The following is a 16,074-nucleotide window of genomic DNA, read 5'->3' as shown; positions in this document are numbered from 1 at the left end:
ATTTATGAGAATTTAGCTCATTTTTTGTTTTGGGGAACAACCAATTTCTTAACTTGATGCTGATATGGCGCTACCCCTTATAGCGATCTTCCCTCCTTCAGAGACAGCTGCAATGGAGATGACTTTTGGTTTTTGATTCACAATGCACCTCCCCAAAAATGCTACATACCAAAATTACTACAATCCAAATAGATCTGCTGATTTAGGACAGGATTTCTTACATCGAAATGTATTTGAATTTAAAAAATGAATATCCTATATAGTTAGTTACCATAACATCACTTATAGGTAGTTACTCTATCTAGAAACCTAGAAAAGTCACTTCAGAAAAAATCTGAGGTGATTTTTCATTCACATAATCCGTATTATCTGAAGTTAATAAAGTATGTTACAATCTCTCCTTTAAGAACGTTTCCATAATATCCTTCTTGAATCTTTTATAATCAAACTGAAAAGCTACATTATGCGTTTTATAGCCTGGATTAGTCACAAAACGAAAGTCTGCAATGCTTTGACCAAATCCTTCTCCTTGATCAGGAATTACTTTAATGGGTACTCTTGAAAAGCTAACAGCCTCTTGATTCAGCAAATACCACACTGTTACAAAATCATGCATAGGACTTCCGCTTATACCGGGATTAGACTTGGAGTAGAAATTATAATAATAGTCTAACATAGGTTTGATGATAAGTCCTGCAAGATCCTGTGTATTCCGATGAAATGCATCGATTTGCTGGACCATTTCGGGTGTAATAATCGCATGTTGAGTTACATTTAACGGAATAATTGTTAAGTTCTTCGCATGCTGCAGAATTAAGTTTGCTGCATAAGGGTCCGCGTAAAAGTTAGCTTCAGCAACGGCAGTCACGTTACCTGGATAAAAAAAAGCTCCGCCCATGCAAATGCATTCCCTTACGTTCCGCATTGTTTCTAAATTTAATACAAAGGTCGTAGCTAACGAAGAAAGTCTTCCCAAATTGATAATTGTAAGATCTTCTAAATTTGAATGTATAATTTGATAAATATCATTTAAGGGATACACTGGATAAGAAATTTCAGGGGGAATGATAGGTCCTAATCCGACTTTTCCATGTACCTCAGGGAAATACTGAACCAATATACCTGTCAACGGTACAGAAGCACCAAGGAATACAGGTATCTCTTCTCTTCCCGCAATGTACTTCAAATAGTTAATATTTCTTATAGCATTCTCTCTTGATACATTTCCATAATCAGCGACAATCCCTACAAGTTGAATATCTTTACGAAAAAAGGTATACAGAATAGCAAACGCATCATCAATTCCCAAATCTGTAAACAGGAGAACCTTTTTTTGCATATATTTTCCTCCAAAATTTATAGAATCCTATTTTCACTAAGGACGTAGTGAGTTGGCCAGGCTTGTACGTATATATTTTATGTATTCCTAAAAAGTGAATTCTATTCATATGTAGTTATCATAGAACCACTTATTAGGATAAAAATGTAACTACCAAAATCTAAAAATAAGTCCAAAGTATTCTTTGCTTCTTTGGGCTCATTTTTATTCGTAAAGGTACACTTTTAACTCATTGCTACTAATTCCAATTGAGACTTTGATTTAGAGATAACTTTTGAGACACATTTCAAGCTATTTTCAACTTATCTTAGGTTGAATTACATTTGTCCCAAATACCCTCGCTTTTGAAATCGGATAAACCGCTTAGAGTTGTAAAATCAACGTTTTTTATGTCGAATTTTACTTAGCGTATATTTTCGTTAAAATGTGGACAGTATCCCATACCTATCAAGCTAATATTTTGAAGTAATCCAAAGCGAAAATTTTATCTTTCCACAATTGTCTATGAGAATTCAGCTCATTTTTTTATTTTGGGGAACAACAAAACAAAAAAATGAGCTGAATGGAGATGCATCAGGATCTCTTAAAGATACTTACACCATGAAAAATAAAACATTCGGTTATATTCTGGTAAGCAGCAAGGACCAAAACGTTGATCGGCAACTTAATGAAATGCTTGAATTGGGAATCAGTGAAAGGGATATTTTTATTGATAAAGAGAGTGGAAAAAACTTCGATCGACCTCAATATAAAGCATTAAAACAGTGTTTACGCGAAGGTGACTTGCTTTATATAAAATCTATTGACCGTTTTAGCCGTAATTCAAAGGAAATAAAAAAGGAATGGGAAATCATTACTTCGAAATAAAAGCTAACATTAAAGTAATTGACATACCATTGCTGGATACAACACAACATAAGGATACTTTGAAGGCATTTGTTTCTGATTTAGTAATACAGGTTCTTTCTTTTGTTGCTGAAAAAGAAAGAGAGGATAATAATAAAAGGCAACGGGCAGAAATTGAATCTGCAAAGGCAAAAGGTAAACATTTAGGTAGACCTAAAATAAACCTAGAATCATTAAATGAGAAACAAAAAGCAATTTTAAAAACAAATATACTCTTGAGTCTAGTTAATATTCTTAAGTTGATGGGCATGTGGTGCTACCTCTATACAGAAAAATTAACCCAAATATATCCAAATGGATTTAAGGGGCCTATGAATCTTTGTATAGATTTTTATATGTTATAGATATAAATACATTATCACTTATATAAAACCCTCTAAAAAAGGAATCTGAAAGGTCGTTTTTTAGAGAGTTTGGATATTTTTGTATATTAAAAGACTTATCTACATGATAAGTCTTTTAATATTTCATTGTATGCCGATCTAATTTTTCTCGAATTGCCGAAGTAATAAACTCCTCTATTGAAATTGTTTCTTCATTTACAATGTTTGAGATAGACTGATACTCAGATGAAGATAGTACAATGCTTTTTGTAACACTATTGCTGTCTAAGTAAATACTATTATTTGGACGTTTTGCTATTTTTCCTTCTATTATATATGGCATAAGAGAATCGACCCACTCTTGCTGAAATTGCATAGGAACTTGAATGAGTGATTGACGAATTTCAACAATCCAGAAATTGTGTTCTTCTGAAATCCGAAGATTTCGTGGTGATACATATTGTAATAAGAAATCAATTCGCTGAAAAATATCACTGCGTAAGTTGTGTGTTTTCAAAAAACGAAACTTCACAAATTTTTGATGATGACTCCTCGGTTTATCTGATAATTGATATGCTGGCAAAAAGCCACTTTCTTTCACATCTTGCAGTGTCATATCATTCCCGAATTCATCTGTTACTATAATGTTTCCCCTTTTAGGGATAGACGTTATACGCGCAATTGTATTTCCCTGTATAAATTTTTGAAATAAAACAACATTATATTTTCTAGAATATGTATAAAGAGCATTTGCGTCATCTAATCTTTCAACTAATTGTTTTACTCCTTCCTCTTGCACAAATTTTGTTTCTTTATTTCGATGTATTTGAATTGTATAGGATAATTCCCCTTCTTCAATCCATTTACATAATTGATACATACTAACATGAAATTGTTTACTTGCTTGGTTTAATGTGATTCCTTCTGTATGTAACTGCGATTGTAATACAGTAACCTCTTCTCTTCGAAACAAAAAACTGCCATCTAATCGCCATGTATCCTTATTAATTGGAGTTAATTTATTTTCTTTCATTAATTTTTTAAATGTGAAACTTGTAATACGTAAATACTCTTTTACCTCGTTTGTATCCATATATTGTTCGTATGTATGATCGTACATGTAAATAAATCCTTTCTATATAAAACTAAATAGACTTTAAAAGAAAAACATAACATAATGTAAATTTATTATATCACATATAAATACGAAACTATAATTATACTATAAACATACGTAAGTTCTTTTTATTTTAAAATTAACTTTTCTATTATTTCAATTAGACTCATAATATATAAAATTTATAAATCAATTTTAAATCTTAGAAAATGTGTGATTTTCTATAGTTGAGAATCAATGTTGTATTTTATATAAATACACTTTAAAATAAATTGTATATACATTTTATTTTTTTAAATTAATAATATATGTAAAATAAATAAGGATTTGATATAATATGGCATTTCATTTATTACCAATTAATAATCATAATTCGTTATTATACAATAAAAATAGTAAAGAAAAATTTGCAAATACTATTGCAATATGGAATGAAGATTTTTTAAAACAAGCTGAAGATCGAAAAGAGAAAAACGAGCGTGAGGATACATATTCATATGAAGATTTTTCTGATGAAGAGATTTTATATTATTATTTAAATCGGCAAACGCATTTTGATAAAGAAAAACGAGTAAAAGACACATCTCGTCTTCTTTATTCTAGAGATTTATCACAGTTTTATTTTTTTATTCGAGAACATATAGAATTTTTACAAATGGATGTGGAGAATTTCATTGAAGGTAAAGTATGGATAAATTTAAGAAAAAGACATATTCGTAATTATCAAAAGTGGCTTGCTGAAGACGCAATTTCTTATCAATCTAACGAAGCATATAAACCAGCAACGATAAGCCGAAAACTACGAATTACTCGGTCCTTTTTAAAATGGCTATATGAAATTGAATTTATTAAAGAGCCTGTATACATTGACATACTGAGTACAACAATAACGAAAAAACATAAACCAAGAAGAGAATTATCTTATGAAGAAGTAAAGCAATTACTGTCATATTATAAAAATAATCCTATCAATTATGCTCTGCTTTCAATATTAGCAACAACTGGACTACGTATTGCGGAGGTTGCACATGCGAAGTGGGAAGATTTAGAGTATGATACATTGCGTAATCGTTATTATTTATATGTAAATACGAAAGGTGATTCTGAACGAATTGTACCAATTAACAAAGCGGTATTTGAACGGATAATTGCTTTTCGAATCCGCCGCCGTTTGCCAACTGAGTTAGGAATTAAGCATGGCGGTACCATTTTTCAAACAAAAAATCATACAGCATATAAAGAAAATTATTTGTCTCAATATATCACCAAAATCATAAAAGAAACTAATTTATCATTTACAAAAAATGAAAAAATAACCCCTCACTTCTTTCGGCATTTTTATGTGCAGTATTTATATGATTATAAACAATTACCACCACATATCATTGCAGCAGCTGTTGGTCATAAAGATGATCGTACAACAAAAGAAAATTATTTGAAGCAGCGATTAATGAAAGACCATGATGCAGGAAATTTAATTTATGAGGATGAGTTTTAACTACAAAACAGGAAGAGCATATTTTGCGAGCTCTTCCTGTTTTGTAGTTTACAATAATTGAATTATATTAAACTATATCTATTTTGCTTACGTCCTTTTCCACTCTCTTTAATTATATATGATTTCATAACAAGCGTTGTTAAAGAATCTACTAATGTTTTATATGATAGATTTGATAAAACAAGTAAATCATTTGTATATAATATTCTATGTTTTTCTAATAGTAATAAAATGAGTCGTTCCGATGGTTTTAATGTCTCATCACTTTCAAGAATAAAATCAATATTTTTCATGAACATACACCCTTAAAATGAAATTTAAACGCCATTATATCAATATTTATTATGTTAAAATTATATAATAAATTCAATGTTTTGTCGTGGAAAGTCTTTATAAGTAGATACTATTATAATTATTTTTTTAATGAAGTTCTACTCTTTTATTTGTAAATCAAATGAAACTTCATATCCACAATCATTAATTCTAATTATGTTTCCTTTTTCTTGAATGTGTTCATTTCTTTAATAAGTTGATATCCTAAGCAGTGTTTTAATTTAGCTTTCATTATTGACTCACTTGTTTGTGCCTGCGCGAATATTTGTGGAAGATTAAAAATAAAGTGAAACTTCCATCAGTCGGGGGCTTACTGTCCGTTAGTGCGGGATAAATAAAAACATCGCGGTACGCTCTATTAAAATTTATTTCGATATTTTCTCATATAATATAGTAGTTTTATAATAATCATGTAAGGATTTGATAATAATGGTTTTCGGAATAAAAATAAAATGCCTCTTATTTTAAGAGACATTTTATTTTTACACTTCATTTAAGAAAAATATAGCTAATGTTCCTGGGCCAGCATGAGCTCCAACAGCTGCACCAATCGAATTTACTACAAATACTTTACATCCAAATTTTTCAGTAATCATTTCTGTTAGTATGTTTACACTTTCTAAATCATCACCGTGTGAAATTCCAATTGTTTGATTTTTAAGATCTTTCCCTCTTGTCTCCATAATATCTACTATACGCTGAAATACTTTCTTCCGGCCACGTATCTTTTCAAGTGGAATAAGTTTTCCATCTTCTACATTTAAAATAGGCTTAATATTTAACAAGCCACCTATAAATCCTGCTACTTTGCTTACTCGTCCACCGCGAACTAAATATTGTAAGTCTGCAACAGTAAATATGTGTTCCATATGTTTCGTCATGAAAGCAATACGGTTTAAAATTTCTTCTTTTGTTGCTCCATCTTTTGCCATCTTTGCAGCCTCTAATACTACAAGTCCTTGGCCAGTTGATGCACATTTTGTATCAATAATGTCTAATGAAAAATTAGGATACGCTTCTTTTACTTCTTCTCCTACAAGAACAGAAGATTGATACGTACCAGAAAGTTCAGAAGAAAAAGCTAAATAAATGCATGTTACATCTTGCTTTGCGTATGTAGTGAATACTTCTTGAATCGTTTCTAAAGAAGGTAATGATGTTTTATATACTTTCCCTTCTCTCATATTTCGAAGTAGGTCGATAGGATCTAACGTTACTCCATCAAGAAATTCATTCTCTTGCTCATCATATACACGAAGCGGAATCATCTCTATATCATAAGTTTGTAGTAATTCTTTTGATAAATCTGCCGCACTATCTGTAATGATTTTTATTGTCATTGTTCGTTAAACCTCAATTCTTTTTATAAATATACAAAAATACGATTAGTCCCATTTAAATTATATATGCATTGCATGGATTAAGAAAGCGAAAAATCTTATATAAAACATTTCTGTTATATTGTATTCATGAAGAAAAACAGCAATGAATTTTTTCTAATATAAATAAAAAAATGTTTTTTCATTTATAGCCATAATTACTATTTCATGTTTTTCATGAAAACCGTTATAATAATATATAGCCTCTTAGATTAAGAAATAAAGGAGAATAAAATATGTCTAAAATTAAAGTATATCAACCAAAAGAAGAACATGTAGATGCAGTAAAGAATATAATTGATGTTGAGGAATTAAACCCAACAGCTACTGATTTACAAAATTTATATGCATGTGTATTAGAAACTGAAGATATGTCTTTGCCTGAATCCTACATTGAAGAAGATATTTTAATCGACTCTGTTGAAGGTATGGTAAATGCTTCAACAAGTAAAATTAAAAACTTAGGCACATACGATGTAATTGAAGTACATAACAAAGGTAAAAAAATGCAAATTTTATTACTTGCAGATGAAGAATACGAAATTATTTCAGAATAATTTCAGTTTGTTAGTTAGGAGTCATTAAAATAAAAAGGCTCTCTTCATAAATAATATGAAAAGAGTCTTTTTTCGTTAATTTTCACTTACATTCTTTACTTCCTTCTTTGTATTACGGATGACCATCTTCTCATTTCCCATTAAGAATATAAATAGAAATGCTAAACCAGCTGGAACTAATGCCCACATGAATGTATGAACGATTGAGAAGATTAATACACTAAATAACAAACCAGCAACGACAAAACCAAGCTTACTACCTTTAGCAACCATATTATAGTCCTTCCTCTATATGATTATATTTGTTTATATTCTTTCACAAGTGATTGAGCTGCATTTTTATAACTTTCATGATATTCTACTACACTAATTTCACATCCTGGACCAATCGTAACATTGTTACCTCGAACAACATCAGCTTTTGTGTATTCAAGATAAATATCATCACCTTCAATTACACGAGTTTTAAGAAATCCTCCATGTTTTGAGAAAGGAAAGAAAGATGATTTTTTTCGAACTGTAATCTTCTCGCCTCCTATTTCTTCTACGTTGCTGTGCTCATATCTTAGAACAATATTAATTTTTCCAGCATTCAACATCCCTGTAATAGTGCAGCCCCCATTTAGATTAAAATTCTCTGCCTCTAAGTTTCCTTTCACATTCATTCCACCGGCTACATCAATTTCTTCACCTGTAAAATTCTCACCAATATCAAACGTTCCTCGCACTTTTGTACGTGTTACATCTGCCATACCGCCAACTTCAAGAGTACCGTAAACTTTTACATTTTCTGAATGCAAATCTTTACGAACTTTTGTTTCACCAAACACAGTTACTTGGCGTGTCTTTATATTCCCTTGAATCTCACTCGTTCCATACGTTTTAAACACATCACAATCAATATCATCTAAAATTGTTCCTTCTCCGCGAATCTTGACGTTATTGTAAACACCACCTGACGAATTACCTGAGCCATTTAAACTGAGATTATATTGTTCTTTCATGTAATCATCCTCTTCCTATTAAAAATTTAAATTTTTCTGCTTTCATTTACTTTGGCGTTTTTATCAATATTACAAACTCCAGTGTATTCAACAAGATTTATTTCACAATCTGGTCCAATCGTAACATTGTTACCACGAATGGTATGAATGTTTGTATGTTCAATGTTGATGTTATCGCCCTCTATAAGCTCTGCTTCCAAGCGAGGAGAAAACATTGTTTTGAAAAGCCAATTTAAACCTGATTTCTTATATCTTATGTTAATCGTTTGACCGCCTATTTCTTTTGCCTTACATTCTCCATGAATATCAATTTGAATTTCATCTGCACTCAATAATCCACCCACGATGAATTGTCCTTCTGATGTGAAGGTATCTACCTCACAATTACCATCAATAATAGCTTTACCACGAATGTTTATATCTTCACCTGATATATTTCCAGCAACTGTCCCTTTACCCGAAATTTTCATTTTCTTTACAGTTGCATCCTCATATATACTACCGCTTCCTTCAATACTCATATGTTGAGCATCTATTTTTCCATTTATCTTTCCTGAACCACTTATTTTTATTTTTTCAGCTTTCAAATCTCCATTTACATGACCAGAGCCATTACATTCAAAATCAATGCATTCTAAATCCCCATTTACAATTCCTCTTCCGTTTAATTGGACATTACGAAACTGCCCTCCGTTCGCTGTTCCATAACCATTAATTAATAAATCATTTGTTTTCACTACTATCCCTCCATCACAACAACTTCGTTTTTAATTCTTCTGTACAATTCATTAAAGGTAAACGAATCACAATTTTAGTACCCTGATCAAAATAAATATCCTCTACGCTCGAAAGTAAGAAACATGTTGAAACACCTAGTTTTCGAATGAAAATAAGTTCGCCATTTTTATTCTTCATCGTTTCATAGTGTTCATTTAACACATGTAACACCATTTTCCCTTCTTCAAGGCTAATCTCTCCAGACTGAAGAATTTTTTCTAAAATATAAACGAAAAGAATTTTTGAAAAACGAAATTCAGCTATTTCTTGATGTTGCTCTATAAAGAAACGTACAACTGGCTCTGAAGCAATCCCGCGTTGTATAATCCCTTCCTTACTTAAACTAATCTCAGTCACATTTGGTGAAAACATGTTTGCTAAATCATCAAGAGACAAATTCTCTTTCATCGTCTGAATTTTTTCGATTCTATCTAAAATTTTTTCTTTAGGAAAAAATGTCTCTTGGCCAGTAAATGTTGATTTTCGCACAAACCAATCTTCTGGTATTAAATTTTTTCTTTTCCACCTATAAAGCTGACCATAAGAGATTCCCGTAAGATCTAACAAATCTTTTTTCGAAATTAAGTCCTGATTCAAAGTTTTGCTCTCCCTTCTTTTTATTCAATGTAACATAACATTGTTACGCTGTAAAGGCGCATTATTCCATCTTTATGAAAAATAGAATAAAAATCAGCGCTATGCTTAGTACAGTTTTATCTAATCTATCTAAAAACCCATCATTTCATCGTATGACGCTTGAAGAAATGATGGGTTATGAGCACTTTGTTTCACTACCTTGTTACGTTATGTAAATATTTAAACCATATATGATAAAAATTAATCCAGCCCTGGGAGTTAATTGCTACATTTTGTATGCCCTCATGTGTATGTATCGTCATATAATTTCGATACAAAGGAATTATATGAATACACTCTAGCAGCTCTTCTTCCGTTTCCCCTAACAATTGCATACGCACACTCCGATTTTGTTCCTTAAATACATGTTTCAACTTCTCATTTAAATTGAAAGAGCTATGCTGATGGAGAAAACTATTTGTCGTTAGCAGTAAATATAGATAACTTAATTCAGCGTGTTCACTTATTGTAGCACTATCATGAATCAGATCAGCTTCTTGTATTGTTCGAAGTGTAAGAAGTTCATGTGCATCTAAAAAAGATAGTTCTATCTTAATTCCATACTTGGCACATTCCCTTTGAACCCAATGTGAATCCTCAACATGATCTTGATCTTGGAAGGTATATAAATATAATGTTTCTCCTCTATACCCACTTATTTCTAATAGCTCTTTAATTGAACTTTCTTTCTTTATTTCGATTGTTTTTCCTAATAACAGATTCGTTGCTACTTCTCCACGTTCACCTTTTAAATCGTTTAATATTTGCATGCCGTTGATAATTTGTTTTAAAGCTTGCCGAAAGGCTATATGTTGCATTGGACCTTGCTTTTTTGTATTGAGTGTAATGTATGTTACGTTCGCTTCTAATTGAGACGTTTCTTTTTGAACGCCCTTTCTATCATGGTGTAAAGAACCTAATAATACTTCATAACCACCATAACTACTTATATCTTGGGAATACCAAAGTTCAATACGATCAAGAAATGGGCGCTCGCGAAAATACAATGGATTTACTTCTAAAATAAGTAATGCATCATCATTTTTAACAAGTTTGAATGGACCTGTTCCATTTAATATGTATTGCTCATTCTCCTGTGATTCAGAAATAATAGAACAATGTTCCCCTCCTAAAATATGTAAAAATAATTCATTTTCTGTTTGTAAATGAATTTCAATTGTATATTCATCTACAATATGTATTTTTTCAATATCTTGTAGCATCCAGCGATAAGGATTGTCTTTTGTACTTAAAAAACGTTTGAACGTATACTTGACATCATGTGCAGTAAACGGTTTTTGATTATGAAAACAAACGCCTTTTCGAAGATAAAATGTCCATATTTTATGTGTATGATTGTATTCCCAATAAAAAGCGAGACGTGGTTCTATTTCATTTGTCGTTTCATTGTAATGAACGAGTGTATCACAGACATGCTTAACAATATGGCATTCAGATCGAAGCGTAACATACATAGGATCAAGGCATATAATTGGGCTTATGCGCATGTTTAATCGTAAAACATCGATTCTTCCTTTAGGTGACTGTTCAATATGATATCCAAAAAGTGTGTCAATCCATGTTTGAAATTGTTCTAATATGCACGGAAAATACTCTTCATATGTTTGAATAAAGGTTTTGCCGCTTTTAATTTCACCTTGTTTTACAAGTTCTTTTCCTTTTTCATAAATAAGCAATGCGGGATCTTGTAAAAAAGCGATTTTAGATCGATTTCCTCTTCCCCGTCCTGGTAACCAACTAATCCATTGTATTTCTTCTAGTTTTTTTATTGTGAATTTGCTATTTCGATCAGTACAATATAATGTTTTCGAGATGTCTTGCAGCGATATTTCTATCTTTTCACCAAGTTCTTTCCCCTTTGCATACTGAAGCCAAAGCTGTATGTAATGATCCAAAATTACCATACATATCCCCCTAAAAGATGAAAAATTTCTTTGCTTCATTCTACTCTTTTTCCTCTTTCCTTTCCATCATAAAATTTCCATATAGAAAGGAGAGAATGAAATGATGATATTGACAAAACGTTATTGCAAACCTATATGGATTCGGTTAGTTGGAGAACTGCTAACGAGTATAACAGGAGCAATGCTCGCACTTATTTTTATCATATATGTGAACAAAGCCTTAAACGGAAACGCCTTGTTTACCATGTTGCTTTTTGGATTACAACCGCTTAGTGAAATTCTATTTACACTTTTTGGTGGTAGTATTACAGATCGCTTTGGCAGAAAAGTAATTATTTTAATTGGATTACTCTTACAGGCATGTGCTATGACTGGTTTTATTTTCGCGGAATCTGTTATACCATTCGCTCTCTTCTACATTATGAATGGTCTTGGACGTTCTCTTTATATTCCTGCGCAACGAGCACAAATTGCTGATGTAACAGAGAAAGAAAAGCAAGCTGAAGTATTTGCTCTCATTCAAACAGTTGGAGCCGTCGGAGCCATCATTGGTCCAGCGATTGGATATCTATTCTACAAAGATGATCCAACCATTCTTTTTATTTTAGAAGCTGCTGCTTTATTTCTCTATTCTGTTCTTGTATGGACACAGCTCCCAGAGACTGCTCCACTTCTACAATATGATGAACAAAAAACTACACCTACGAAATGGAAGCATTTTCTCTCAAAACATTATAGCGTATTTGGACTTATGGTTTTTATGCTGCCTATTAGTTTTTTCTACGCACAAATGGAAACGAATTATCGTCTTTATGCTGAAAAGGAATTATTCACTAATTTTATGTTTGTTTTTACCTTTATGGCTACATGTAAAGGGATTATGGAGATCGTTTTGCAAGTAGGAGTCGTAAAATGGGCGGAGAAATTTTCTATGCAAAAAATTATTGTTATTTCTTATATTTGCTATACGATTGCAGCGATTGGTTACGGCTACTCCAATACATTATGGTTACTATTTTTCACACTATTAATTTTAACAATTGGAGAAAGTATAGCGTTAAATCATCTGTTACGCTTTGTTTCAGAATTAGCACCGGAACATATGCGAGGAATTTATTTCTCTATTTACGGTACGCACTGGGATATTTCACGAATGCTTGGTCCAGCGGCTGGAGCGTTATTATTACAACATTTTAGCGGGAGTTTCTTATTTAATATTTGCGCTGTATTTCTTATTATCGGGGGCATCAGCCAATATTTCTTTATAAATTATATTCTTAAACAAGACAAAACAAAAAGGCTGTCCGCATAAGGAACAGCCTTTCTTATGTAATTAAGCTTCAATCTCTTTTCCATCTTCAACAATATGATACAGCAAGTGAGCTAAATGATGAATTGGACCATATTCTTCCTCTTCTTCATCTGTTTCACCTTGGAATTCAAGATCATTTAAATATAGTGCTACAAATTGATAAAATAGCTTTAAATCGAAACCGTAGCAAGCGATAGGTTCTTCTTGATCACCTTCATATTGAAGCATTAAATATTGCTCATTACCTTCTGTATCTTCTGCATCAAAGAATACAAAAAAACCAACATTTGTATCTAAATCAAACAGATGACGAGTTCCGCCTTCTGTTGCTTTATTAAAGTCATCTTCATTTAATTTATAAACAGTCGTTGCTTTTGCATTGTCTTCTTGATGAAAATTAACTGTAAAATTTTTCATGTTGACACCTCCAAATGGTATGTTCCTAGCATAACAGATTTATTAACATAACACAAAATAAAGTGAAACTTCTATAAGTAGGCGGTTTTTCTACTTATGGTTAGTTGAACCAATCGGGCATCAACAAAAAAGACTGCCTACTTGAAGTAAACAGCCCCATTGTTTCATTTTTTCATCATGCGAAGCAAAAAGCTAACGATAAAGATAAGTATAAGGGCACCAATTAAAGCTGGTATAATGTAAAAGCCACCAATAACTGGCCCAAACTTTCCAAGTAAAGCTGTACCAATCCAAGAACCGATGATGCCGGCAATTATATTACCAATAACACCACCAGGAACATCTTTTCCAACAAGTAAGCTAGCAAACCATCCTAAAATGCCGCCAACGATTAATGACCATATGAATGACATAACGTTATTTCCTCCTTATAACTATATACAGAGTTATACATGAAACAAATACGAAATTACTTATCATTCATTAGTTTTACTACATTGTTATGGAACTATGCATAAAAATATGCATATAAAATTGTTATTCCGTTAAATCAATAACAATATCTTCTAAAACAAAATTCTTCTCTCCTCCAGATTTTTCTGGTACTTGAATTTTCTTTTCTTTTCCTCCTGTCATTTCTACTCCGCCGTGATTATTAGGAGTATGGATTCGTAAGTTAACATGAGGAGTTATGATTAGTTTTGTTGCACTTTTATCAAGCTTTTGGAAAGTTTTACTCCAGCTTATGTTAAATGGATCTGTACCTCTTCCCCCATTTCCTTCACCCGAATATCGATTTCCTAAATCATCTTTAATTTCTAATTCCACATCTACATCATCCCATTTTTTTCTAACTTCCTTAGAAACCTCCTGGTTGTAGTAAACAATGAATGACATCGGTGTTATTGCTAATTTCTCCATATTTACTTGTACACCATCTTTTTTCGAACTTCCAATAATTGGTTTTTCCTTACTGTTTATTGCTTTTAAAGTAAAAGCAAAATTCCAGTTTCCTTTTATCTCTTTCTTCTGATTTGGAATTGTTATACTTTCTACATTCCATCTTACATTTATAGAATCTTTTTTGCTTTCATTATGATGAGTAGCTGTTACCAAACCTACATACTTCTTTTCAGCAACCTTTGAAATTCGAGCGCTGCCTGTCATCCCATCTGTCCCCATTATGTCTAAACTATCCAATAAAATAGGATCATCACCTAAATCTTTCTCACTTTCTATAGAATAGGTTAATGATACTGTTTTCCCATCAAAAATCGCATCATTGATAGTGACTTTAATGCCTTTATTTTCTTTTGTCATATTCATTTCAGTAGAAAACTCTTTATAACGATCATATAGACCCGTTCTCCCATTATCTAAAAATCGAAAAACATCACCTATTATAGGTAAACCCCCTGCATAAGTAGGAAACGCTAATCCGAAAGTTGTAGCTGATAAACCAACAATAACTGCAGCTGCGGCGATTTTCATTTTCCAACTTTTTGTATTTTTCTTCTCATGTATGGATTGTTTTAAAGCACGTTTCACTTTCGCCTTTTCAAATTCATTTACTTCCATTTCCTCAAATTCTGTTTCATCTATATTTATATCATTTAATAACTCATAAATATCCTTCATACTACACTACCTCCAAAGTTAAGATTTGTAGCATTTTTATGTAGCTTCTTTTTACCTCGATAAATCCGATTATCTATAGCCGCTCTAGTTAAACCAAATTTTTCTGCTATATCTTCCGTCTTCAAACCTAGAAGAAACTTCATAATAAAAATCTCTCGATCAACAGGCTCTAACTGATTAATTAACTTTATAAGTTCATTTCGATTTTCTATTAAAATTAATTCATCTTCTACTGATTTTTCTGCATTCAAATCCATGTAATTTTGAGGAAGTTCTACATTTGTAACACTTTTTCTATAATAATCAATTGCTTTAAACTTAGCGATGACACAAATCCATTTTTTAAAATCCACTTGATCTCCATGGAACTTTTTTGAATTATTCCATATGGAGAGAAAAATATCATTTACACATTCTTCTATGACACCATTATTTTCAAGCGGGGCAAGGATTTTATAAGTGATCCCTTTTATTAATGGCAAATACGTATCTACTATAAATTCGAGCGCGTCTTCTTTTTGTCGCTGTAATCGCCGAATAAAATTTGTATCATTAGACTTCATGCAACAACTCTCCTTATGTTTTTATAAAAGCTTTTACACTTTATATAACGTTTTAAAAAAGATTTTCTCTCACGTTTACTGTGAATTTTTTCATTTTCTGGATATGTACAACTCTTAACTTAGCAACTGGAGGCAAAAAAGAAATATCGATCGTTTACTGATATTTCTTTCTAAAATTTTGATATTAAACTTAAAGGAAATTATAAGAGGATATATGAAAGAAAAAGAGGATAAGATATTTTACTGGTGTCCGCTCTTTTTATTATAAGTATGTACATTAAAATACAGAGATCACTTACACTAAATACGAAGTGACCTCTGCATACATATCTTAAATCTTTGTATTGTTC

General features: G+C 31.6%; 18 protein-coding genes. 5 read left to right on the top strand and 13 right to left on the bottom strand.

What is annotated here, in order from left to right; all coding sequences use genetic code 11:
• Positions 1-388 precede the first annotated feature (388 nt).
• Positions 389-1,339, bottom strand: coding sequence for a nucleoside hydrolase (locus tag AB1279_RS12175; RefSeq protein WP_429758991.1), 951 nt, complete (start codon positions 1,337-1,339; stop codon positions 389-391).
• Between the two features lie 600 nt (positions 1,340-1,939).
• Between AB1279_RS12175 and AB1279_RS12170 the strand changes: the two genes are divergently transcribed.
• Together AB1279_RS12170 and AB1279_RS12165 are read left to right on the top strand one after the other, a co-directional pair.
• Positions 1,940-2,206 carry a recombinase family protein gene (locus AB1279_RS12170; protein ID WP_429758990.1) on the top strand — a complete coding sequence of 89 codons (267 nt, stop codon included), beginning with the start codon at positions 1,940-1,942 and terminating at the stop codon, positions 2,204-2,206.
• A complete protein-coding gene (locus AB1279_RS12165) occupies positions 2,182-2,589 on the top strand; it encodes a hypothetical protein (RefSeq protein WP_429758989.1) in 408 nt (135 codons plus the stop codon). The genes AB1279_RS12170 and AB1279_RS12165 overlap by 25 nt, the downstream gene beginning before the upstream one ends.
• A 115-nt stretch (positions 2,590-2,704) precedes the next feature.
• On the opposite strand, the gene AB1279_RS12160 is transcribed toward AB1279_RS12165, so the two are convergent.
• On the bottom strand, positions 2,705-3,688 hold the full coding sequence (locus AB1279_RS12160; RefSeq protein WP_429758988.1) for a DNA-binding protein: 984 nt from the start codon (positions 3,686-3,688) through the stop codon (positions 2,705-2,707).
• Positions 3,689-4,022: 334 nt separating this feature from the next.
• On the opposite strand from AB1279_RS12160, the gene AB1279_RS12155 reads away from it, so the two are divergent.
• Positions 4,023-5,183 carry a tyrosine-type recombinase/integrase gene (locus AB1279_RS12155; protein ID WP_429758987.1) on the top strand — a complete coding sequence of 387 codons (1,161 nt, stop codon included), beginning with the start codon at positions 4,023-4,025 and terminating at the stop codon, positions 5,181-5,183.
• A 62-nt stretch (positions 5,184-5,245) separates the two neighbouring features.
• On the opposite strand, the gene AB1279_RS12150 is transcribed toward AB1279_RS12155, so the two are convergent.
• Both AB1279_RS12150 and AB1279_RS12145 read right to left on the bottom strand, forming a co-directional pair.
• Positions 5,246-5,476 carry a hypothetical protein gene (locus AB1279_RS12150; RefSeq protein ID WP_429761376.1) on the bottom strand — a complete coding sequence of 77 codons (231 nt, stop codon included), beginning with the start codon at positions 5,474-5,476 and terminating at the stop codon, positions 5,246-5,248.
• 522 nt (positions 5,477-5,998) lie between these two features.
• Complete coding sequence (locus tag AB1279_RS12145; RefSeq protein ID WP_429758986.1) at positions 5,999-6,856, bottom strand: DegV family protein; 858 nt, start codon at positions 6,854-6,856, stop codon at positions 5,999-6,001.
• Positions 6,857-7,131: 275 nt separating this feature from the next.
• Between AB1279_RS12145 and AB1279_RS12140 the strand changes: the two genes are divergently transcribed.
• Entirely contained in the window at positions 7,132-7,452 is a 321-nt protein-coding gene (locus AB1279_RS12140; protein ID WP_429749594.1) for a hypothetical protein, read from the top strand.
• A gap of 75 nt (positions 7,453-7,527) precedes the next feature.
• Here AB1279_RS12140 and AB1279_RS12135 read toward each other — a convergent pair whose 3' ends face one another.
• The 5 genes from AB1279_RS12135 to AB1279_RS12115 all read right to left on the bottom strand — a co-directional run bounded on the left by AB1279_RS12135 (position 7,528) and on the right by AB1279_RS12115 (position 11,794).
• Positions 7,528-7,725 (bottom strand): hypothetical protein, encoded by a 198-nt coding sequence (locus AB1279_RS12135; RefSeq protein ID WP_429761553.1) that lies wholly within the window; start codon positions 7,723-7,725, stop codon positions 7,528-7,530.
• A 23-nt stretch (positions 7,726-7,748) separates the two neighbouring features.
• Complete coding sequence (locus AB1279_RS12130; protein ID WP_429758985.1) at positions 7,749-8,456, bottom strand: cytoplasmic protein; 708 nt, start codon at positions 8,454-8,456, stop codon at positions 7,749-7,751.
• A 26-nt stretch (positions 8,457-8,482) separates the two neighbouring features.
• Entirely contained in the window at positions 8,483-9,199 is a 717-nt protein-coding gene (locus AB1279_RS12125; protein ID WP_429761375.1) for a polymer-forming cytoskeletal protein, read from the bottom strand.
• A gap of 7 nt (positions 9,200-9,206) precedes the next feature.
• Positions 9,207-9,830 carry a YhbD family protein gene (locus tag AB1279_RS12120; RefSeq protein ID WP_429758984.1) on the bottom strand — a complete coding sequence of 208 codons (624 nt, stop codon included), beginning with the start codon at positions 9,828-9,830 and terminating at the stop codon, positions 9,207-9,209.
• A 194-nt stretch (positions 9,831-10,024) separates the two neighbouring features.
• Positions 10,025-11,794 (bottom strand): ABC transporter substrate-binding protein, encoded by a 1,770-nt coding sequence (locus AB1279_RS12115; RefSeq protein ID WP_429758983.1) that lies wholly within the window; start codon positions 11,792-11,794, stop codon positions 10,025-10,027.
• A 100-nt stretch (positions 11,795-11,894) separates the two neighbouring features.
• On the opposite strand from AB1279_RS12115, the gene AB1279_RS12110 reads away from it, so the two are divergent.
• Complete coding sequence (locus AB1279_RS12110; protein WP_429758981.1) at positions 11,895-13,106, top strand: MDR family MFS transporter; 1,212 nt, start codon at positions 11,895-11,897, stop codon at positions 13,104-13,106.
• Positions 13,107-13,127: 21 nt separating this feature from the next.
• Here the strand turns inward: AB1279_RS12110 and AB1279_RS12105 are convergent, their stop codons facing one another.
• The 4 genes from AB1279_RS12105 to AB1279_RS12090 form a co-directional block, all read right to left on the bottom strand.
• Positions 13,128-13,523 (bottom strand): cytosolic protein, encoded by a 396-nt coding sequence (locus AB1279_RS12105; protein ID WP_230576506.1) that lies wholly within the window; start codon positions 13,521-13,523, stop codon positions 13,128-13,130.
• Between the two features lie 164 nt (positions 13,524-13,687).
• Positions 13,688-13,936 (bottom strand): GlsB/YeaQ/YmgE family stress response membrane protein, encoded by a 249-nt coding sequence (locus tag AB1279_RS12100; protein ID WP_429749579.1) that lies wholly within the window; start codon positions 13,934-13,936, stop codon positions 13,688-13,690.
• Between the two features lie 124 nt (positions 13,937-14,060).
• Positions 14,061-15,161, bottom strand: coding sequence for a DUF4179 domain-containing protein (locus tag AB1279_RS12095; protein WP_429758980.1), 1,101 nt, complete (start codon positions 15,159-15,161; stop codon positions 14,061-14,063).
• A complete protein-coding gene (locus tag AB1279_RS12090) occupies positions 15,158-15,724 on the bottom strand; it encodes a sigma-70 family RNA polymerase sigma factor (RefSeq protein ID WP_429758978.1) in 567 nt (188 codons plus the stop codon). Before AB1279_RS12090 ends, AB1279_RS12095 begins: the two co-directional genes overlap by 4 nt.
• Between the last annotated feature and the right edge of the window lie 350 nt (positions 15,725-16,074).

The sequence above is a fragment of the Bacillus sp. S14(2024) genome, from assembly GCF_050473785.1.
GTDB classification, from domain to species: domain Bacteria; phylum Bacillota; class Bacilli; order Bacillales; family Bacillaceae_G; genus Bacillus_A; species Bacillus_A yunxiaonensis.
The sequence above is the reverse complement of the archived record's forward strand: the minus strand, read 5'-3'. Positions and strand labels throughout refer to the sequence as shown.